This is a genomic window from Psychrobacter sp. PG1 (assembly GCF_014897815.1).
GTDB lineage: Bacteria > Pseudomonadota > Gammaproteobacteria > Pseudomonadales > Moraxellaceae > Psychrobacter.
Window position 1 is genome coordinate 1 of record NZ_JABUZG010000024.1, and the last position, 20,473, is coordinate 20,473.

Annotated in this window: 16 protein-coding genes and 1 riboswitch; of the genes, 7 read left to right on the forward strand and 9 right to left on the reverse strand. The window is 41.5% G+C overall.

Features of this window, described 5'->3' with window-relative positions; translation table 11 throughout:
* Positions 1-116 precede the first annotated feature (116 nt).
* The 4 genes from INT03_RS00905 to INT03_RS00920 all read left to right on the forward strand — a co-directional run bounded on the left by INT03_RS00905 (position 117) and on the right by INT03_RS00920 (position 6,677).
* Complete coding sequence (locus tag INT03_RS00905; RefSeq protein WP_193007196.1) at positions 117-545, forward strand: hypothetical protein; 429 nt, start codon at positions 117-119, stop codon at positions 543-545.
* Positions 546-635: 90 nt separating this feature from the next.
* Entirely contained in the window at positions 636-2,486 is a 1,851-nt protein-coding gene (locus tag INT03_RS00910; RefSeq protein ID WP_193007197.1) for a tyrosine-type recombinase/integrase, read from the forward strand.
* A 357-nt stretch (positions 2,487-2,843) separates the two neighbouring features.
* Positions 2,844-5,180, forward strand: a complete 2,337-nt coding sequence (locus INT03_RS00915; protein WP_226914317.1) for a TonB-dependent receptor — start codon at positions 2,844-2,846, stop codon at positions 5,178-5,180.
* Positions 5,181-5,261: 81 nt separating this feature from the next.
* Complete coding sequence (locus tag INT03_RS00920; protein ID WP_193007198.1) at positions 5,262-6,677, forward strand: hypothetical protein; 1,416 nt, start codon at positions 5,262-5,264, stop codon at positions 6,675-6,677.
* Positions 6,678-7,109: 432 nt separating this feature from the next.
* Here INT03_RS00920 and INT03_RS00925 read toward each other — a convergent pair whose 3' ends face one another.
* The 3 genes from INT03_RS00925 to INT03_RS00935 form a co-directional block, all read right to left on the reverse strand.
* Positions 7,110-7,235 (reverse strand): DUF2474 family protein, encoded by a 126-nt coding sequence (locus INT03_RS00925; RefSeq protein WP_083766349.1) that lies wholly within the window; start codon positions 7,233-7,235, stop codon positions 7,110-7,112.
* A gap of 77 nt (positions 7,236-7,312) precedes the next feature.
* Positions 7,313-8,320 (reverse strand): cytochrome d ubiquinol oxidase subunit II, encoded by a 1,008-nt coding sequence (gene cydB, locus INT03_RS00930; protein WP_095570159.1) that lies wholly within the window; start codon positions 8,318-8,320, stop codon positions 7,313-7,315.
* Between the two features lie 11 nt (positions 8,321-8,331).
* Complete coding sequence (locus INT03_RS00935; RefSeq protein WP_095570158.1) at positions 8,332-9,732, reverse strand: cytochrome ubiquinol oxidase subunit I; 1,401 nt, start codon at positions 9,730-9,732, stop codon at positions 8,332-8,334.
* Positions 9,733-9,867: 135 nt separating this feature from the next.
* Here INT03_RS00935 and INT03_RS00940 point away from each other — a divergent pair, with 135 nt between their 5' ends.
* The gene (locus INT03_RS00940; protein WP_193007199.1) at positions 9,868-11,277 is read left to right on the forward strand and encodes a PLP-dependent aminotransferase family protein; all 1,410 of its coding nucleotides are present in this window, start codon (positions 9,868-9,870) and stop codon (positions 11,275-11,277) included.
* Between the two features lie 106 nt (positions 11,278-11,383).
* On the opposite strand, the gene INT03_RS00945 is transcribed toward INT03_RS00940, so the two are convergent.
* The 6 genes from INT03_RS00945 to folE2 all read right to left on the reverse strand — a co-directional run bounded on the left by INT03_RS00945 (position 11,384) and on the right by folE2 (position 17,069).
* Positions 11,384-11,644 (reverse strand): DUF934 domain-containing protein, encoded by a 261-nt coding sequence (locus tag INT03_RS00945; protein WP_193007200.1) that lies wholly within the window; start codon positions 11,642-11,644, stop codon positions 11,384-11,386.
* A gap of 231 nt (positions 11,645-11,875) precedes the next feature.
* A complete protein-coding gene (gene thrS, locus INT03_RS00950; protein WP_095570155.1) occupies positions 11,876-13,795 on the reverse strand; it encodes a threonine--tRNA ligase in 1,920 nt (639 codons plus the stop codon).
* Between the two features lie 30 nt (positions 13,796-13,825).
* Entirely contained in the window at positions 13,826-15,181 is a 1,356-nt protein-coding gene (locus INT03_RS00955) for a dihydroorotase (protein WP_095570154.1), read from the reverse strand.
* Positions 15,171-15,731 (reverse strand): carbonate dehydratase, encoded by a 561-nt coding sequence (locus INT03_RS00960; protein WP_095570153.1) that lies wholly within the window; start codon positions 15,729-15,731, stop codon positions 15,171-15,173. The genes INT03_RS00955 and INT03_RS00960 overlap by 11 nt, the downstream gene beginning before the upstream one ends.
* Complete coding sequence (hisI, locus tag INT03_RS00965; protein ID WP_179288379.1) at positions 15,721-16,179, reverse strand: phosphoribosyl-AMP cyclohydrolase; 459 nt, start codon at positions 16,177-16,179, stop codon at positions 15,721-15,723. The genes INT03_RS00960 and hisI overlap by 11 nt, the downstream gene beginning before the upstream one ends.
* Positions 16,167-17,069 carry a GTP cyclohydrolase FolE2 gene (gene folE2 / locus INT03_RS00970; RefSeq protein ID WP_095570151.1) on the reverse strand — a complete coding sequence of 301 codons (903 nt, stop codon included), beginning with the start codon at positions 17,067-17,069 and terminating at the stop codon, positions 16,167-16,169. Before folE2 ends, hisI begins: the two co-directional genes overlap by 13 nt.
* A gap of 427 nt (positions 17,070-17,496) precedes the next feature.
* On the opposite strand from folE2, the gene zigA reads away from it, so the two are divergent.
* Positions 17,497-18,717: a zinc metallochaperone GTPase ZigA gene (gene zigA, locus INT03_RS00975; protein ID WP_193007201.1), complete on the forward strand. Its 1,221-nt coding sequence runs from the start codon at positions 17,497-17,499 to the stop codon at positions 18,715-18,717.
* Positions 18,718-18,877: 160 nt separating this feature from the next.
* Positions 18,878-19,042, forward strand: a riboswitch (FMN riboswitch).
* 114 nt (positions 19,043-19,156) lie between these two features.
* On the forward strand, positions 19,157-20,086 hold the full coding sequence (locus INT03_RS00980) for a DMT family transporter (protein WP_193007202.1): 930 nt from the start codon (positions 19,157-19,159) through the stop codon (positions 20,084-20,086).
* The last annotated feature ends 387 nt before the right edge of the window (positions 20,087-20,473 follow it).

A 20,473-nucleotide genomic window follows, 5' to 3' on the forward strand; every position in this document is an offset into this window, starting at 1 on the left:
TCAAGTAAATCACTCTCCGATAAAGTCGGGGCGGTTCAAAAAGTAGTCAAGTAGAGTTTGAACCTATCATTGCCAAGCTGTCAGAAGATAAGATAAAACAATACTTGGCTGTGGCTTTGTCTGACGTGATCAAGCCTTTGGGTATTAAGCCACTTCCCTTTTCAAGGTTTTTATATTACGCCAGTTACTACTGGGAGGAGCTGGAGGGCGCTGATATTGATCATGCTTCAGTTGGGGTGCTGCGAGGTATGCATAACACGGCTGGACTGAGCACGCAGGACTTTGGTCGGTTTTTGAACCAAAAACATCAGCATAAAGAGGAGCCGTATGTTCTAGAACATATTTTGACGCTGTCTATCAGCAAAAACTCTGTTAATCAAAACGAGACATCTAGTAGTAGTTCTACCAAAAAGATAGAGGTTAGAAAGTCTGATTTAATTATGAACCTGACTAAAGACTTCAAAATGGATAAAAAACAGAAAAAGAAAAAAACCAGCAAAAAGCCACCTACTCTTATCGAAAGAGTACAAAAACGCTATGAATAATACGATGACTTAAGTGAAAAAATTTTATTAGATTGGGTGCTAAGTTTACTCAATCGAAAAGAGTCAAAATCACTTAGTAATGAGTCTATTTTGAAATATATTAGGACCATAGGCTATGAATGGTTATATTTCACAACAGCGCAGCCGCTTGATATTTGGTCAGAAGAAGAGTTTGAAGAGCTCTATGAAGACATCTTAGAATACAAAGCTGTCGTACGAAACAATACTGATATTGGATATTCTGCCAATTTATTAAAGAGTATGCACAACTTTGCCAAAAGCAAATACAACCTTCCCTCTGTGAATTTCCAGCAGTCCAAAAATGGTCGGCGTGTACGTGCGGAGCTGATATCACCGCAAGCGTACCAAGCCATTATTACGCAGATACTGGGTTCTGTAGATATATTGGAGCGGGAGATGTTCGCGCTTTTATTTATCTTAGTCTATCGTACTGGGATGCGCAAAAAAGAGCTGTTGGGTCTTAAGTATAATGACATCGAAGGCTTAAAAACAGCTGTACCATCAGTGGTGATAAGGCCCAATAGCTACCGTCCAACTAAGACTCAAAGTAGTATTCGCCGCGTTCCCTTATTTGCTCTCCTCAAACCTAATGAGCTGAATTTTTTTATTAATTTTGTGCAGAGTAATATTGGCGACAGTTCAAACAAATTTATCTTTACCTTATCATCGGATCAGCGCCCTATTGATGACCATGTTCCGTTGCAGTTACTCAAACGAGTCTTAAAAGACATATCGGTAGATGATAATGTAGCAGAGCATACTTTTCATGGGTTTAGGCATACGGCAGTGAGCAACCTATCTTTAGCGCTAGTAGGCCATTCAGATCTCGTAGAAGCACTCACCGATTATGACGAAAGCGACGTATTGCGTATAAAAGAAGGCCTACTCGGGGAGCATACCAAGGGACAAGATCGCTGGTACGCTCTATCAGGTATAATGGGACACTTATCGCCTGAGCGGAGCTTTGAGTATTACAATCACTTTGCTACTCTGATGGCTACTTATGCGTTGAGTGTTGCTGACATCGGACTACCCAAACAAACACTGTGTAACATTACCAAATCTACTAAAATTAGCCCAAGACAGATCAGTGATAATGCTGACATTGATGATAACGGTATGATCAATATGCCTAGTATACGTAAGCTGTTATTTAAAAATATCATAGAAGGCAAACGCAAGTCACCGAAATTTACGATCGAAAGCCGTGCTAAGCAATTTCTCTTGAGTACCAATACGCCAGCCAATAATGAGCTGTTTGGTCGTTATGGTCTAAACCGAGTACAACTGCTACTACAGACCTATGATAAAAAGATGCCTTTAAGTAAAGCGGCCCAGTTGGCAAATATGTCTATTCACGATGCAAATATTTTAATAAAACGTGCCAGCGAGATTACCGATATCACTACCAAACGCGGCAAACCTCGCTTTGTTAAGCTATCAGATTCAAACACCCCTGTACTGAGTCCACTGAACATTCAATACCAAAGTGATTTAAGATTGCTATCGCTTTTGTTAAATAATGCCTACCGTCTACGAGAAAAGTCAGGGACTGACTGGACTTGGTTTATTGAGATATGTCGTGAAAAACTGTCTGTTAGCAGAGCATACCTACCATTTAGAACAGAAGATGAGAAGGCGTTGCAGCGTTTCATTGATATCGCTGAGAAGCTGTTACCTTTGAAGCGTTGGCTAATGAGTAGCAACGAAGCTTTATTGATGAAAACTATTTCATCTACTGACTATCAAGACATTAAGCGGCAGTCTAACTGCTCATTAGAAGCTATTCATATCGGTATTGCTAGCCGAGATCCTAGAGCTCAAACGAACAAATGGCAGTACTCGCCGCTAATAAGGTTTTTTGTACATATGATGCTGATTACAGATGAAAATTTATCTATTAGGGATAGTAAATTATAGGTATTTTGTTGACTTGAGAATTAAATTTAGTAAATATATTTTAAAACGTATATCTTACTAAGCTTACTTGATTCTAAATCTCTTTTCATTAAACATAATAAAGCCGACTGAATTCAGTCGGCTTTATTATGTTTAATATTAGCATAATCATATTCACTTCAATTTCTCTCATCTATACCAATACTATTATTAGGAGTTCATGCGAGTCAAAACTCTTTACTTCCTATTTCTTACTAAAATATAAAGATTCTTTCCAAAATATGAATTATGTATATACTTATGTAATGTTATATTATAACATTACAATTAATCTCAGTACTGATTTGTATTCATGTAACTTTTAATTTTGGTAAAACTATGTCTAAGTCATTCAATATCAATGAGTTAAGAGGTATTCATTACACTCCTACACCACCCTCCAATTTTAGTATCAAACATACAACGGTTATATTCTCAGTGACTGCTGCTCTAAGCATGGCAGGCTTACCTGTCATGGCGGCAGAAATTCAGTCAACAAACAGTGAGCTTACTACCTCTGCTGATAACGGGTTATCCGATATGACGATGCCCTCAACCACTTTAGATACGATTGTTGTTACCTCAAACCCTTTACTCCCGCAAGCAAATGAGATGGCTACAGCAACCAGCATTGTTACTGGTGAGGCGCTAGATTCTCAGGTCAACAGTACGCTTGGCGATGCATTGGCAAACGAGATAGGCGTATCTACTGACAGTTTTGGACAAGGCGCGAGTCGACCAATTATTCGCGGACAGAGCGCACCGCGTGTTCAAGTCATGCAAAACGGCTTGACTGTACAGGATGCTTCACAGATTTCTCCAGACCATCAAATATCTGTGCCCATATTGGGTGCAAGACAAATTGAGGTCATAAAAGGCACATCAGCGTTGATGTACGGTGGCGGCGCTATAGGCGGAGTGGTCAATATCGTTGACAACACCATTCCAAACCCGTCGTCACAGAAAAACCTAAACGGCAAAGTGTCGCTAATCGGTCAACAAGCCACCGATGGGTATCTTGGGTATGCAGAGCTCAATGGCGGTATCGGCGATAATTGGCTTTGGAGTGGGCGTTATCAAAAAACGGACAAAGGTAATATTCAAGTACCGCATTGGGACACGGATGAGATTAGCAACAGTTGGTATACTCAAGATAATGGCAGTATTGGGCTATCGTATGTGACTGATTTGGGTTATATCGGTGGTTCATACCAACGTCAGTCTTCAGAATATGGTCTGCCATTCCACGTCCATAGCGAATGCTCGCCTGATAGCAATAATCCTAACAGTCTTAGCTGCGCAGGTGAGCACGACCATGACCACGCTCATGGAGAGGCGCCTTATGTTGATTTGACTTCAGACGTCTATCAGCTCTATGCCGAGCGGCAGATACCTATGATAGGGGTTGATAATATCAATGCCAAGATTAGTTATACCGATTATCGCCATGATGAAATAGATGAAGGCGTGGCTGGCACTACTTTCAAAAACAGTGCCATCAGTGCGCGTACCCAAGCAACCCATGCAACTTATAAAACAGGCAATTTAGGGTTTATGAAAGGGGTGGTTGGCTTAGATTACACCAACAGTGAGTTTTCAGCGGTGGGACTAGAAGGTTACCTTCCAAAAACGGATCGTACTCAAGTGGGACTATTTTTTATTGAGCGACTCACGCCGAATTACCTTGGTGCAAAAATAGAAAATGTCGATAAATTTGCTGACAATACGTTTTCATCATCTGATGAACATGCAGGTCACAATCATGGTGGTAGAGCAGATTCTACTGATGAAAGCACTAACGCCATCGTCAGCAAGCAAGGAAGAAGTCCTTGGTACATCGAATTTGGCGGTCGTCAAGATTTTCAAAACCTGACTGATACCGAAAATAATATTGACAAAGCACATACTGGTACTTCTGTCAGCTTAGAGGGTGGTAAGTACCTTACGCCCAACACACAACTGTCTGCAAGAATCAGTCATTCTGAAAGACTACCCTCCTCACAAGAGTTATTCTCTAATGGTGCCCATCTGGCAACCAATACTTGGGAGCGCGGTAATGATCAATTAAAAGAAGAGTCAACCAATGGTGTAGAACTTACATTGCGCTTTGACAATGGCGATAGCTTTGAGACCAGTATTTCTGCTTTTTATAATGACAGCAAGGACTATATCTACGCTAAAACACAAGATGTCGTTACAGAAGGAGAGTCGGCAGGTTTTAGATTGGTTGACTACGTTCAAAGCGATGCCAAACATTATGGCGGTGAAATTCAATCACGCTATTATCTGAACAACAGAATCAGTATCGGCAGCTTCGCTGATATCGCATTGATAACGCTAGACAGTAATGATCTTACCAGTAAATATGCCCCAAGATTGGTGGCCCCTCGAATTGGTGGTGACATTACAACTCAATTTGGTCAGTTCGATTTGGTACTCTCTGGCTATCATCGCTTTGAGCAAGACCACATTGCTGACTTTGAGACCAATACGCCAAGCTACAACATGGTTGACGCCAAGCTTGTCTATCACAGTCCTAGCGCTTATGACTATACCGCCTTCCTTCAGGTTAATAACCTTTTAAATGAGCTGGCATACAATCATGCCTCCTATTTGGTTGAACACGTGCCTATGCCGGAGCGTTCATTGAATGCTGGGGTGACCTATCGTTTTTAACCGTCAGTTCTCTAAGTACTGGCTTGTCTGACTTCTTGACAATAATTAGTAAAAAATCATACCCATGAATGGAGCACCTTTATGATTCAGTTTCACCCACTAAGTAAATCTATTGCACTAGCTTTATCTACTTTGTTAACGGTTACAGCGCTTAGCGGTTGTGGCTCAGATGATGATCGCAAAACACCAACAACGCAACCAGGCCACGATCACGATCACGATCATGATCATGATCATGATGAAGAGTCAGAGGTAACCGCTGAGCTAAGGCAAGGGCGGATAATGATTACCGAAAAAAACAGTAATAAAGCTTATGTTTATAGTCTTGCTCAAAACAAAGTTATTCAAAATTTGGATTTAACAGGTCAAGCTGATGCGCTTCAAACCAGTCCAGATGGTAATTATATTCTAGTACTCGACCGTACCAACCAAGGGGTGAATTTTTACCATAGTGGACTGGAAATTGAAGACCATGGCGACCACGATCACCCCTACGCTCGAGACGTCAGTAAGATGCCACTACAGTTAAATTACACCCGTCCTGTACATTATCAAACGTATGGCGAGCAAGCTGGATTGTTTTTTGATGGCTTAGGTGCGGCAGGTAATCCAATAGATAACCCTACACAGGCAGCTGGATTTGCCCTAGTAACAGATAAAGATATTGCAAATGGCAAACTTCTTTATCAAAAATTAAACACCAACATGCATGGCACAGCAGAGCCTCGCGGGAATTATGTTATCAGTACAGGACGTTATGATACAGTGGGTAGTCCACTCGCTGATACAATCAGCGTCTTTGAACGTCACAATGATCATTATCATTTAAACCAGACGTTTGATACCAAATGTCAGGGTCTGCATGGCAGTGGCAGCGTGACTGACTTTAGTGTTTTTGCTTGTAGTGATGGTATTTTGAGTGTGAAGCAAACTGATGATGCGTTTAGTGCTGAAAAAATCACCTACCCTGCCAGCTTGATCAATAACCAGTGCATCAATGAAGATGGTAGCAGTAGTGCCGCTCGAATCGGTTCGTTTGTAACCAACCATCATCACAACTATTTAGTTGGCACGGCCTGTGGTCAACCATACCGTATTGATCCTGCTAGTAAGAATGTTGCTCCTATTGTTTGGACGTCCAATAACAGTCGCCGAGTTGTCAGCTATGATTTTGATGCTCATGGAGAACATTTAATGCTACTTGACGACGCAGGAACCTTACATCTGCTTGATGTGACGCAGAACTATAAACAAGTAGCCGCATTGAATATTATACCGAATGGAATCAAGAACTATAGTCATGGTGGCCCATCTTTGATCGTTAATCCGAATACTGAGATGGTTTACGTGATGGACAGTGAGAGTCAGCAAATCATTACCATCAATCCTGATGCTAAAAAAATTGAGTCAAAAATGAAATTGGCCTTTGCACCATCGCAGTTGGCTTGGTTCGGGGTGAAAACTGTACACGACGATGAGCATCATCACGAGTCCTAACCTACTTTTTATAGAAACTTAAATTTTTAGACTGAACCCCATGAGTTAATTGTCGCTCATGGGGTTCAGTTTTTAGTAGAATAGACAGTTGTTAAGTAACAATTATATTAGCGTAGATGTAGATGCTCCCCTTTTCATACTTGACTGCTAATGAATAGATTGAGACAAATCTGAGAGCTGTTATAGTCATTCGAAGCTTAATCAATTGAGTTCAGACTGTATGCCGTCGTTTTATACGGGTTAGACAGCTTTAGTGATAATAAAGCCACTATTGGCATAAACAAACTGGGTATCCAAAGACAAGCCTCTAAACCAAATTCTTAATACACCCACCCTGATAACACCATTCCAATCAGCTAGCCTGCGCACTTAGCCAGAGTTATGCCTTAAAAGGGAGTGTGTTCGCGCTCCCTTTTTTAAATTCGAAAATACTTATTTGGATTCCATTCCCGCCAAGGTCATACCGAAGCGTATAATGGTCGCGACCACCAAAAGCGAGCCAACGCCAAGTGCCCAAAAAATCAGTAACCATTTGAACTGGTGAAGACTTTTTTTCATCGTACTTTCCTCCAAACTAACTTACTTACATAAAAGGCTGGCTCTCTGTAAACACCAATCTTTTTGCTATCTGCTTTCTAATGATAACCATCGGTATCTACGACTTTTCCACGGAACACTCGATAAGACCAAAAGGTATAAATCAAGATGACAGGCACAATAAACACAACGCCGACTAAGGTAAATTTAAGGCTAGACGTTGGTGCTGCGGCCTGATAAATCGTAATACTCGGTGGAATAATGTTTGGCCAAAGACTAATACATAACCCTAAATATCCTAAAAACAACATGCATAAAGCACAAATAAAAGCACGATCTTCTTGTTTAGAATGCGCCGCGCCCATAAGAAACAGTGCAAAAATAGCCGTAAAAATCGGTAAAGGCGCCAAATACATAATATTGGATACGTTAAACCATAAGTCCCGTACACTGTCGTTAATCATTGGCGTATAGATGCTGATAATGAACATACAGGCTACGAGCAGTAAGGTTAATGGTTTAATGAATGTGCGCATTTTTTTCTGCAAACCATGCTCTGTTTTAACAACCAACCAAGTGACGCCAAGTAGTCCATAAGCAAATAGCAAACTAAAACCCGTGAACAGGCTAAATGGACTCAACCAATCCAATCCACCGCCAGCGAACTCGCCATTGTCTACTTGAAAACCAATGATCACAGCGCCCATCGCCACGCCTTGAGCAAAGGTGGCCATTAGGGAACCAACAAAAAATAGCTTGTCCCAAATTGGACGATGAGACTCTGTCGCCTTAAAGCGAAACTCAAAGGCGACGCCACGCAAAATCAAACCAAATAACATCAGTAAAATCGGTCCATATAAGGCTGACAAAATCACCGAATACGCCATAGGAAATGCAGCCAATAAGCCCGCGCCACCCAATACAAGCCAAGTTTCGTTACCATCCCAAACAGGAGCAACCGAATTCACCATAATATCTCGCTCATGTTCGTCTTTAATAAAAGGAAACAGCAGACCAATCCCCAAATCAAAGCCATCTAAGAACACGTACATCATCAAACCAAAGCCGATAACAAAAGCCCAAATCGTCGGTAAATCAAAATACATGACACTGTCTCCTAAATTTCTACGCCATCAGCGGCAGATAGCGGACGGGCTGGGCGTTTGCTCAAATCATCATCATCTTCAAACAAATAATCGACGGTTGGACCTTTATGAATCAGCGCCAGCATATAACTCACGCCTAAACCAAACACACACAGATACACCACGACGAAAGCGAGCAATGATAAACTCATGGCAGTCACACTATTGGGCGAGCCTGCATCTATAGTGCGCTGCAAACCATATACCACCCAAGGCTGGCGACCTGTTTCAGTGACAAACCAGCCTGTCAGCATGGCAATCAGACCAGCTGGCCCCATCGCAACACAAAAGCGCAAAAACCATTTTTTCTCGTAGATTCTGCCCTTTTTGCGAAGTATCAATGCAGTTACCGCCAGTACAATCATCAAGATGCCAAGCGCCACCATGATACGAAAGCTAAAGAAAACCACAGGCACGTAAGGACGATCTTCTGCTGCAACAGACGTAAGCGGTGGAATATCCCCATCCACAGAGTGCGTCAAAATCAAACTGGCAAGATTCGGAATCTCAATCGCAAAATCGTTTCTTTCTTCGTCCATATTTGGCCAACCAAACAAGACCAGCGGTACGCCTTCACCTTTTTCCGTTTGATGCCAGTGCCCTTCCATCGCGGCTACCTTGATTGGCTGATGCTCTAGCGTGTTTAGGCCATGCTGATCACCGACCATCACTTGCAAAGGTGCCGAAATCAGCAGCATCCACATTGCCATGGACAACATTTTTTTCGCAACTTGTATATGAGAGCCTTTTAGCAAATGCCATGCACCAGAAGCCCCAACTAATAACGCCGTTGCCAAGAAGGCCGCCAAGCCCATGTGAACTAAACGATAAGGAAAAGAAGGGTTAAAAATAATCTCAAACCAATTGACAGGTACAACGCGACCATCAACGATGTCGTAGCCTTGAGGGGTTTGCATCCAGCTGTTAGATGCCAAAATCCAGGTCATCGAAATTAAGGTTCCAATAGCGACCAAAATAGTAGAGGCAAAATGTAGCTTTTCACCGACTTTTTTCCAGCCAAACAACATAACCCCTAAGAAGCCAGCTTCAAGGAAGAAAGCCGTCATCACTTCATAACTAAGTAGCGGACCAGTAATGGCTCCTGCGAAGTTAGAAAACTGGCTCCAGTTGGTACCAAATTGGTACGCCATCACAATGCCAGAAACAACACCCATGGCAAAATTGACAGCAAATATTTTCATCCAAAATCGGCATAAGGTCATGTAAATCGGCTTTCTTGTACAAAGCCAAAAACCTTCTAATACGGCCAGATAACTGGCAAGACCGATTGTAATAGCGGGAAAAATAATATGGAACGAGACGGTGAACGCGAATTGTATTCGCGCCAAATCAATAGCATTTAAGTCAATCATTGTGCCCTGCCTACCCTCTACACTGTCAGAAAGTAAAAAATAATTACTTTGTTAAGTGTAAAACTTTAAAAAATATAGAACAGGCACAATAAATTAATTTAGAATAGGTACAGATTCATTAACAAAGGCTCAGTTATGAGTCAGTTTAAATACCTAGAGCTGGAACATTTATTACGCAAAGATATAAAAGCCAATCATTTTTTGCCAAGCGGAAAACTTCCTTCTGTCCGAGAAATGTGCCAGAACTTGGGCTTTTCTAAAGCCACGGTGCTACATGCCTTGCATCGACTTGAAGCAGAGGGATTGATCTTTTCTAAACCAAGATCAGGTTACTTTGTCACAGCAGAGACACAAAATGACCGGCTCTCGCCAAAGTGCATTAACCCACCCGCCGCTCCCAGAGAAGTAACCGTACCAGCCATCTTAAAAGACATCATGACACGCAGTGCCGCTTTTGATATTTTGCCAACGGCTGGTGCTACCAATGATGCGAATCACCTCATCACTTTAAACCGGCACTTAAGTAAAGCATTGCGTTCCAGACCCACTCAAAAAGCTCTCTACTACAACGACTCAAGCGGCGATATGCGCTTAAAAGACTCCATTGTGAGTCACTACCGCCACCGTAGTTTGAACCAAGATCCATCACAGGTTTGCATTACCGGTGGTTGCCAACACGCCTTATTCATTTCCCTCATGGCAACGTGCTCACCCGGTGATACTGTAGCAGTAGAATCTCCAGCATTTTATGGTGTACTGCAAATCATGGAACAACTCAAACTGAAAATTATCGAGGTCGCTGCTGATCCTGAAGAAGGTTTGAGCGTTGAAGATTTGGTCGAAAAAATAACAGATTGGCCGATTAAAGCCTGTATTGTGTCGCCAAATTACGCCACTCCCACTGGGGCATTTATGCCTGAAAAAGCACGCCGAGCATTAATCAATCTAGCGGTTGAAAAAAATTTTTGTATCATAGAGGACGATATTTATGGGGATTTGGCTTTTCCGCCTTTTACAGCGGAACCATTGAAGAAATTCGATCCTAAGGGACAAGTTATTCTGTGCAGCTCTTTCTCGAAAAGTTTATCGCGAGATTTAAGGATTGGTTGGGTGTTTGGTGGTAAGTGGCACGACAAGATTACTCAATTGAAACTGATTACCCAGCTCTCCTCTAGCGAATCCACTCAGCAGGGGCTGGCAACATTTTTAGAAGAAGGTCATTACCGACGTTACCTTGCTCAACAGGTCAATACGCTAAAGCAACAACAAAGGGAGCTGATGACTTTATTAGATACTCATTGGAGTGACAAAATTCGCTATACCCACGCCCAAGGCGGCATTTCTATGTGGGTAGAGTTAGATGAAACCATCAACGTACAGCGCAGTTATAATAAAGTATTAGAGCAAGGCGTGATCATGACACCCGGCTCACTTTTCTCGGCATCGGGTCAATATAAAAATTTTTTACGTTTAAGTTATATCCACCCGTTAACCGAACAAAGACAAGCCGCTGTTAAAAAGCTGTTTGACGTACTACTTGGATAGGCTTTTTTAACATTAATCCTAGCGACGAACCCGTTTATCGATTGGGTTCGGTTGCGATACGCTACTATTATAAGTGACGAACAAGCCTTTGATGCCTTTCGCCGGATCATATAGTAAAACTGTCGAAACCAACTTGGTGTATTAGACTCAATTGATCTCTTAGTACATCACCAAAGACACGTAAATTCCCTTGAAAATTTAACCCCTTACGCAGTAAATATGCCGTCGAGTAGCCCTGCCCATTTTTAAGATCAGCGAAGAAAACACAGGCAAACGATAGCTTATCGATCTCACCTTTCAATTCCATTGGGTCATCAACGTCAATCCAAATGTCCGCCGAGGTATTATCACCTCGTTCGACACACACTAACCAAGCCTTCATCGGTAAAATTTGATGGAACTCGAGTGAGTCAAAATCCTCTTCTAAAATGACCTAATCATAGACTTGACTGATCGTCATATCATTAGACTGAATACAGATAATCTTCTTCATACTAAGCTCTTGTAATCCCTCCTAATGCAGTATAAGCCGCCACTCGATAAATGCTGCCTTCATTCTATTTGATCAGAGATATGAGAAACCTCATCTGTCTTCACTTTAATTCACCATGGCTTGTCTAAGAAATTTTTCTAATTCATCCATTTGTAATAATCCCAAGTCTGTACCTTTACTGGTGCGGACTCTAACGCTAGATTCCTCCAACTCTTTTCCTCCAATAAGTAAAAGAAACGGTATTTTTTGCAAGGTATGCTTGCGAATTTTATAACCAAGTTTATCCTTACCAAAGTCACACTCTACTCGCAATGATAAACTCTGTAGTCGCTTCAAGACTTGCTGGGCATAAATCTGTTGGTGTTCAGAAATAGTTATTATCATAACTTGGACAGGCGCAAGCCAAAAAGGTAGGTGACCTGCGTAGTGCTCAATCAAAATGCCGATAAACCGTTCAAGTGAACCGAATATAGCGCGGTGTAGCATGACCGGTTTCTGTTTCTGATTATCTTCGTTAATATAGCTGAGATCAAAGCGCTCTGGGAGGTTTAAATCTACTTGAATGGTGCCACATTGCCATTCTCTACCGATCGCATCTTTTAGCGTAAATTCAATTTTAGGTCCATAAAATGCACCTTCTCCTTCACTGACCTCATAGGCGATATCAATGTCTTGCAAAGATTGAATGAGCGTCTGTTCTAAAAAATCCCATGTTTGCTCAGACCCTATTCTATTTTTTGGACGAGTAGATACTTTGATAGAAATATTGTCAAACCCAAAATGCTGGTAGATTTTATAAATCAAGCGGATGGTACTGACACACTCTGATAGGAGCTGGTCTTTGGTACAAAATATGTGCGCATCGTCCTGAGTAAAATGTCGAACTCGCATTAAGCCGTGCAGTGATCCTGAAGGCTCATAACGGTGAACTTTACCAAATTCCGCCATTTTAAGTGGTAACTCTCTATAGCTTTTTAAATCATGACCGTAGAGACAAACAGCACCAGGACAGCTCATTGGTTTTAACGCGTAGGTTTTTTCATCAGGTGTCTCTACCGCAAACATTTGCTGTTTATAGTTTTGCCAATGTCCTGAAATCTCCCATAGCTCTCTATCCATAACGTCTGGTGTATTGACCTCAATATACCCTGCCTCTTCCTGCTGATGGCGTAAATATCCCGTCAGTAATTGAAATATTTTCCAACCTTTCGCATGCCAAAAAACAGCTCCTGGTGCTCGTTCGTCAAAATGTAACAGGTCCAGTTGCTGTGATAATTTTCTGTGATCTCTTTTTGCTGCTTCTTCTTGTTGCTTCAGATAATCGGTCAGTTGTTTTCGAGTAGCCCAGCAAGTGACATAGATTCGTTGCAACATAGGCTGACTTGCATCACCTTGCCAATAGGCACCTGATACATGAGTGATTTTGAAGTTTGGCAAAAATGAGGTGTTAGCAACCAAAGGGAATATATAGATATCATTCACACTATCATCAAGTGGTTGAAATAAGGTCGTTATTGACTCGCTTTGTTCTCTATACTGTTTTAAATGTTCTGATTTAAGTGGGTTTTCTGAGCCGAAGTAAGCAATAGCATCAGTTAGAGAGACGTCACGACCTACTATGGGCTGCTTTTGTTGAACAATATTTTGCATGCCGTTTGATATGTCATTGAGGTGATCTTCGTTAAAATTAGGCGTCTCTGCAAAATCATAATAAAAACCAGTATCTGTGGTTTGATACTGTATGGGCTTGGCATTTGGGTGTAAGTTTAAAACTGATTTCACAAGAAGATAAGCAAATGAATCACGTTGAAGCATTGAAGCCTCGTCATCTTGAGACGTGATAAGCTGGATGTGGCAGTCTTCAGTTATGAGATGTTGCAAATCAACATATCGGCTACCAACTTTCGCCAAAAACACTTTTTTATAACCAGGCGGTTTATAGGTTTCTAATAAGGTAGCGATCGATATAGGGTCTTCAATTGAAAGTTGCTGAGCATTTTGGTGACTAATTATTTGGATATTCATAAGTAATCTGGCAATTAATAATTATGGTGATTAACGGTCGATTTCAAGAGATTGACCACGGCAGTTTGGGAACAGCTGGTTTTTATGCCATGCAAGTTGCCCTGAGATGATGGTGGTGTCTACAGAATATCGAAAAGCTTTATGTGCAAAAGGCGTCCAGTTACAGTGCATATAATTACGAGTGTCACTGACCATGACTTTTTCTTTATTTTCTTTGAGTAATACCAAATCAGCCCAATATCCTTCGCGTATATAGCCTCGGTCTTTAATGCGAAACAAGTCTGCCACTTGATGCGATGTCTTGCGTACCATGGTTTCGATGTTCATCTGTTTGTCCTCAACCAATTCCATCAACGCAGGCAAGGCATGTTGTACAAGGGGCAATCCAGCTGGGGCATTGAAGTAACTTTGCTGCTTTTCCTGCCAAGTATGCGGTGCGTGGTCAGTACCAATAATATCCAAACGGTTAGACTCTGAGATCGCTTGAATCAATGCTTGACGGTCCTGTACTGTTTTGATGGCTGGATTACATTTGATGAGATGTCCTAGCATTTCATAATCAGTATCATCAAAACTTAAATGATGCACACAAACTTCAGCGGTAATATACTTTTTATCGAGTGGTAGGTTTTTAAACAGACAAATCTCTTTAGCTGTGGTGATATGTAATACGTGTAGCTGAGTACCATATTTTTCAGCCAGTGCAACCGCCATACTTGAGCTTTCAAAGCAGGCTTGTTTATCACGAATACGGCCATGCATGACGGCAGGAATGTCGGCACCGTATTTTTCTTTATACTGTTGCTCGCGCATTTTGATACGAGGCGTTGATTCACAATGCGTCAACAAAATAGTAGGCACATTCGAAAATAGGCGTTCTAGGGTTTGCGGGTCGTCGACCAGCATATTGCCTGTAGACGCTCCCATAAAAACTTTAACGCCACTAACAAGCTTAGGGTCTAGGTTTTCGACAATATCAATATTATCGGCACTGACACCGAAGTGAAAGGCGTAATTTGCCATGCTATGTGTTGCGGCATTTAACTTCTTTTGCTGTAATGCTTGCAAATCTAGTGTCGCAGGCTGCGTATTGGGCATATCCATATAGCTTGTGATACCACCAATCGCCGCCGCCATCGACTCTGATTTTACAGTGCCTTTTTGCGGTGCCCCTGGATCTCTAAAATGCACTTGATCATCAATCATACCTGGAATGAGCCAGCCACCTTCTGCATCGATATTTTCTGCACGAGAAACACCGGTAATACTAGGCTGTATTTTTTCGATACGACCATTTTCTATCAGTACATCAGCCATTTCCCGAATGCCTTCATTCACAATGACAGCATTGCGGATGATGATTTTTGGAAGGTTGCTAAAATTCATTTTGTAAGGCCTTGTATCCTTGCACCAGCTCGATATTGGCATTTACCACACTTTCTGAAAACTCATTAAGCGATACATCCATAGGTGGAAAGTCACTTAAGTTAGTGGTGGGGTGAATATGACTGATAGCAGGAACATAAAAGTTATCAGGTAAGTCTTGTCCATCCACAACGGCATTGTGTCTCACTGCACTTCTATTACCGACTCTGCAATTGAACAAGACACTATTGAATCCTATAAAGACATGATGTCCAATCTTACAAGGCCCATGAATGATAGAGCGATGAGCAATAGAAGAGTTTTCTCCAATGGTGACAGCGGCCCCAGCTTTGGAGTGAATAACTACTCCATCTTGAATGTTTGAATTAGCACCGATAATAATAGGTTCCATTTCACCTTGTGCATCCACTTCATCAGCGCGGATAACAGCATAAGGCCCAATGAAGACATTGGCATGAATAATAACTTTGCCGCAAATAATAGCCGTTTGATCGACATAGGCCGTTTGATCGATGATAGGAAGGTCGCCGGATGGGTTTTTACGAATCATAAGATATCTTATTGGTATTGGATAAAGGATTGCTTAAGATTGATACTTGTGTCAATTCTAAGCCTAGATAAAAACAACTGGGTCGCAAGGTGTGACAGGCGGGGCCATGTTGCTGAACTGAAAATAAAACAGCATCTCCATCACAATCTAATTTGGCATCGATAAGCTGCTGGTGATAACCAGAGCTTTCTCCTTTGCGCCATAAAGTTTGTCTCGAACGCGACCAGTAGCAGACTCTTTTAGTGGTTAAGGTTTCTATGAGCGTTTCGGCATTGACCCAAGCCAACATTAATACTTCTTTAGTTTGGGCATCTTGTGCAATCGCTGCTATCAAGCCTTGCTCATTCCAAGGAATCTGCTTCATCACCTTATCAAAGCAGTACTTTTGACCTTTTTTGCCATGTTCCATTGCTAAGAAAATAGACGTGCTTGCGTTCACCATTGCCATGAACCTTCTGCAACAGCGTCATGTGCATGCAGGCTTTCTGCATGAATGACTTTGAATTTAAATCCTAAAATATTGGCATAGTCTAAGAATGTATGACGTAACCGCCGTACGGCATCTTCACAGAACATCAAGTTTTGTCCATTTGCCAGTGCAAAAGCTTGTTCATCTACCCGTTTTACCGCTGTTTGCACAGGTGTCGCAAGGGCGTGTTCTGCTTGGTCAATGATTGCGATGAGTGGCAGTTCAGCTAACTCAGTTGAGACCTTAAACCTTAATTGGGCCACGCTACGCTGACTATGCGGGGTTGCAACAATCGCCTCGGTAGTCCCTAACCAATCGATAACTTCTTCTGAATTGGTCAGATCAAATCGTTTCTCTGACAATGCTTTTTGAAACTGCTGCTGAATCAAACTACGTGATAAGGCAGCCGAACAAGGACAAGTAGATGAATACGGGATCTCAACTTGAACCTCAAAGAAAAATTGCTGATCAATGAGCTGGCAGACCAGCTCAAAAGGGTAGCTTTTCCAGCCAGTCAGCGGACTGATCAATGCGGGACGCTCGACATATAGCTGACTTTTTATATGTAGTTTTGCATTGCTAGATAAGCCTTCGTGACTCTTGAGGAAATCTTGCAATGTGTCTTTGAGGTGCGAAAAATTGAGTATTTTTAATTTGACTAATTCTAGTAGGCGAATGTATAGCCTAGACATGTGAATCCCTTTGACAGCAGGGTCATCTAAGCTCACGAAAGCATTGACTTGACTTGGGCAAAGCGTATTTTCTATGTAAATAGGTAAGGCAATATTCTCCATGCCAACCCAGTCTAAACAAGAAGAATGTGGTGCTACATTTAGGTTTTCAGAGATATCAGGAAGATCGTTAATCATTAATATTTAGAACTCAGTTGAATTATTTATTGTTATGTTATAACATTACAAAATGTTTGGCAACTATAGTGATGTTTACTGTTTCACCTATACAAATTTCCGTATAGGTAGTGAGGTGCTAGATACATTAGAAGCAATATAAATTTTAGAAGCTAAAAAAAGATTTTGTACGTTCTGGTAGGAGAAAGGAGCGGCGTTAAACATGTGACTTAAGGTTTATAGTTTTAAGCAAATTCATACCGCTAGTGCTGGTTACCAAACTTGGGGTCCTGACCACCTTAGTAAATCCTTACCTTGTTTGTCTCGCACCATTTAAGACAAAAACGCAACCAATCGATATGCTTTTTATTTTTCATAATCTTACGTACCTATATTTTTCAAGTATTTTTTATAACCCTTATATAAATTGATAGAGAAGAGAGAGCCAATGAGTAATTCCTTAGCCATCGAAAAAAAACTGCCTGTGACTGTGTTGTCCGGGTTTTTGGGCGCAGGTAAAACTACGCTACTCAATCATATTTTGAATAATCGTGAAGGTAGACGCATTGCCGTTATCGTAAATGATATGTCTGAGGTAAATATTGACGCAGCATTGGTTAGAGAAGGTGGAGCTGAGTTGTCCAGAACCGATGAAAAACTCGTAGAAATGAGTAATGGCTGTATTTGCTGCACTTTACGAGAAGATTTATTGATAGAAGTGCGACGTCTGGCAGAAGATAATCGTTTTGATCAACTGGTTATCGAATCAACTGGCATTTCTGAACCATTACCTGTTGCGGAAACCTTTACTTTTGAAGATGATGATGGTTTTTCTCTCAGTGAGTTTGCCCGTCTAGACACCATGGTGACCGTCGTTGATGCCTTTAATTTTTTAAAGGACTATAGCTCTTATGACAGTATACAGTCTCGAGGCGAATCATTGGGTGAGGAGGACCAACGCACCGTGGTCGACTTATTGATTGATCAAATCGAATTTTGTGACGTCATTGTGTTGAATAAAATTGATTTGATTTCAGATGCTGAAAAAGAAAGATTGCTGGCAATTATTCACTCGTTAAATCCGCGGGCTAACATTGAAATTTCTCAATTTGGTCAAGTAGATTTAGATAAGTTATTGAACACAAATTTATTCGATTTTGATGAAGCCTCTGAAGCACCAGGTTGGCTAAAAGAGCTTAGAGGGGAGCATACACCTGAAACAGAAGAGTATGGCATCAGTAGTTTTGTTTATCGTGCTAGACGCCCCTTTCATCCGCAGCGGTTTTACGATTTTATTAATACAGAGTGGAAAGGTGTGATTCGATCTAAAGGTTTTTTTTGGCTAGCATCTCATCCCAAACTGGCAGGTTCTTGGTCACAAGCGGGTGCGATGGCTAGACATGGTCTAGCTGGATATTGGTGGGCAACCATTCCTGAAGAGCAATGGCCACAAGATCAGCAAAACCGTGACATCATAGAAAGTAATTGGCACGCGAGTACAGGCGATGCGCGTCAAGAGATTGTGCTAATAGGCATGGAGATGGATGAGTCAAATCTTATTGATAAGTTCAATAATTGCTTGCTTAATGATGAAGAAATGGCAGAAGGTCCTGAACATTGGAAATTGATGGATAATCCATTTATAGAGTGGACTGACTTAATAGCTTAATTTTTTAAGTCTTCGTAGTATTTAGACATGTTCAAGCAAGTCATGAACAAAGCGTTGGCATGGCAGGCAGATTTTTGCGTCCTTAATGAGTTTAAAAGGCGTATCAATTATTTCCTAAGGAAGCGTATGGGTTTATAATTAGACACGTAAATTTACATTAATCGAACTTCGGGGCGGGGCGAAATTCCCCACCGGCGGTATTTTTTCTTGGATGATATCATCCAGTTAAACAGCCCGCGAGCGCCTTGTTCCTTGTGAACAAGGGTCAGCAGATCTGGTGAGATGCCAGAGCCGACGGTTACAGTCCGGATGATAGAAGATCGACCAAGCTTTTAATGCGCTTAGTAATAGGGGCTTTATATATGCTTTTTTAAACGTGGAGCTTGGTACTATTTATTCTCATCACCCCTGTACATCTTATTGATTGGAGAAAATCAAGATGGCAGGAACATTCTTTATCATGATCGCGTGTTTTACGTGGGCATTGGATACTTTAATCCGCTATCCGTTGTTAGGCGCCGGTTATTCAACCTTACAAATCGTTCTTATCGAACACGTTACGTTGGTATTATTTGTCAGCCCCATGTTGTGGCGTTACCGCCATGTTTATCGTCATATGTCGATCAGCGGATTTTCAAGCTTGTTTTTTATCGGTGGCATTGGCTCGGCTATGGGTACCTTAGCGTTTACCGAAGCTTTTTGTTACTTGAATCCTACTATCGTTATTTTGCTGCAAAAACTTCAGCCTATCGTTGCTATTTTGCTGGCCTATTGGTTACTAAAAGAGCATATTGAAGGGCGTTTTTTACAATGGGCGGCAGTCATTTTACTGGGCAGCTTTGTGATGATGTGGCCAGATCTACACGCATTGGGCAACGCTCAATGGCACTATTCAAGCGATACAATAAGTCTCTTCAAAGGCTACGGTTACACGCTGATTGCGGTGATCGCATGGGGCGCTGCCACTGTATGCGGTAAGTATTTGTCCCATCAGAATATACCAGCAAATGCCATTATGTCGGGTCGATTTTTTGCTGCGCTGTTAGTGCTCTTGCCCATGGCCTTGACGCAGTCAAATGAGTTATCCGTGATGACGTCGGTGGATCTGAGCCTTATCGTCGTCATGGCCTTACTGAGTGGCTTCATTGGTATGTGGTTTTACTACCAAGGCTTGAAAACCATCCCCGCGCAATTAGCTACCTTGGCCGAATTGTCTTTTCCCGTCTTCGCAGCCGTGATCAACTGGGTCTTCCTCGATATGGGGTTAACTGGCTACCAAATCATTGGTGGCATGATGCTGATACTTGGCAACATCGGCCTGCGCATGAAAAAAACGAGAAGAAATGACCTAAGCCCTGTGATGCAATAAAAACTGCGACATATGAGCCACGTACAGCACAAAAAACTAGGTTGACTGATTTTTTTGTGCTGTTTAGCTATGCTAAACAAACCGTAGAGGTATACTTGGTAAACTAACGATTCGATGAGAGGTTTATTATGATTAAGAGAATCATGATTTATAGTTACAAATCAATAAAATAAATATATACGAGAGAAAATAATCCTAGGCACTTTCTTCAGCCTACTTTGACGTGATTTTATTTGCAACCGTGCATATGCAGTCCCTGGATTGCTATAATCTAGTGTTATAACCCTTGTAAATATCTGATTAACTGTCATAAAATAGCGTTCTTTGTGTTTATGTTAGAATATTTTGCTAGAAAACATCTGTTCTCTCTATGAATGTTACCTGTGT

Bases quoted from the DNA above. Each gene is read 5' to 3' on its own strand.
- INT03_RS00915 (WP_226914317.1), top strand. From the start codon at position 2,844: ATGTCTAAGTCATTCAATATCAATGAGTTAAGAGGTATTCATTACACT.
- INT03_RS00920 (WP_193007198.1), top strand. From the start codon at position 5,262: ATGATTCAGTTTCACCCACTAAGTAAATCTATTGCACTAGCTTTATCT.
- INT03_RS00925 (WP_083766349.1), bottom strand. From the start codon at position 7,235: ATGAAAAAAAGTCTTCACCAGTTCAAATGGTTACTGATTTTTTGGGCA.
- cydB (WP_095570159.1), bottom strand. From the start codon at position 8,320: ATGTATTTTGATTTACCGACGATTTGGGCTTTTGTTATCGGCTTTGGT.
- INT03_RS00935 (WP_095570158.1), bottom strand. From the start codon at position 9,732: ATGATTGACTTAAATGCTATTGATTTGGCGCGAATACAATTCGCGTTC.
- INT03_RS00940 (WP_193007199.1), top strand. From the start codon at position 9,868: ATGAGTCAGTTTAAATACCTAGAGCTGGAACATTTATTACGCAAAGAT.
- thrS (WP_095570155.1), bottom strand. From the start codon at position 13,795: ATGAATATCCAAATAATTAGTCACCAAAATGCTCAGCAACTTTCAATT.
- INT03_RS00955 (WP_095570154.1), bottom strand. From the start codon at position 15,181: ATGAATTTTAGCAACCTTCCAAAAATCATCATCCGCAATGCTGTCATT.
- INT03_RS00960 (WP_095570153.1), bottom strand. From the start codon at position 15,731: ATGATTCGTAAAAACCCATCCGGCGACCTTCCTATCATCGATCAAACG.
- hisI (WP_179288379.1), bottom strand. From the start codon at position 16,179: ATGGCAATGGTGAACGCAAGCACGTCTATTTTCTTAGCAATGGAACAT.
- folE2 (WP_095570151.1), bottom strand. From the start codon at position 17,069: ATGATTAACGATCTTCCTGATATCTCTGAAAACCTAAATGTAGCACCA.
- zigA (WP_193007201.1), top strand. From the start codon at position 17,497: ATGAGTAATTCCTTAGCCATCGAAAAAAAACTGCCTGTGACTGTGTTG.
- INT03_RS00980 (WP_193007202.1), top strand. From the start codon at position 19,157: ATGGCAGGAACATTCTTTATCATGATCGCGTGTTTTACGTGGGCATTG.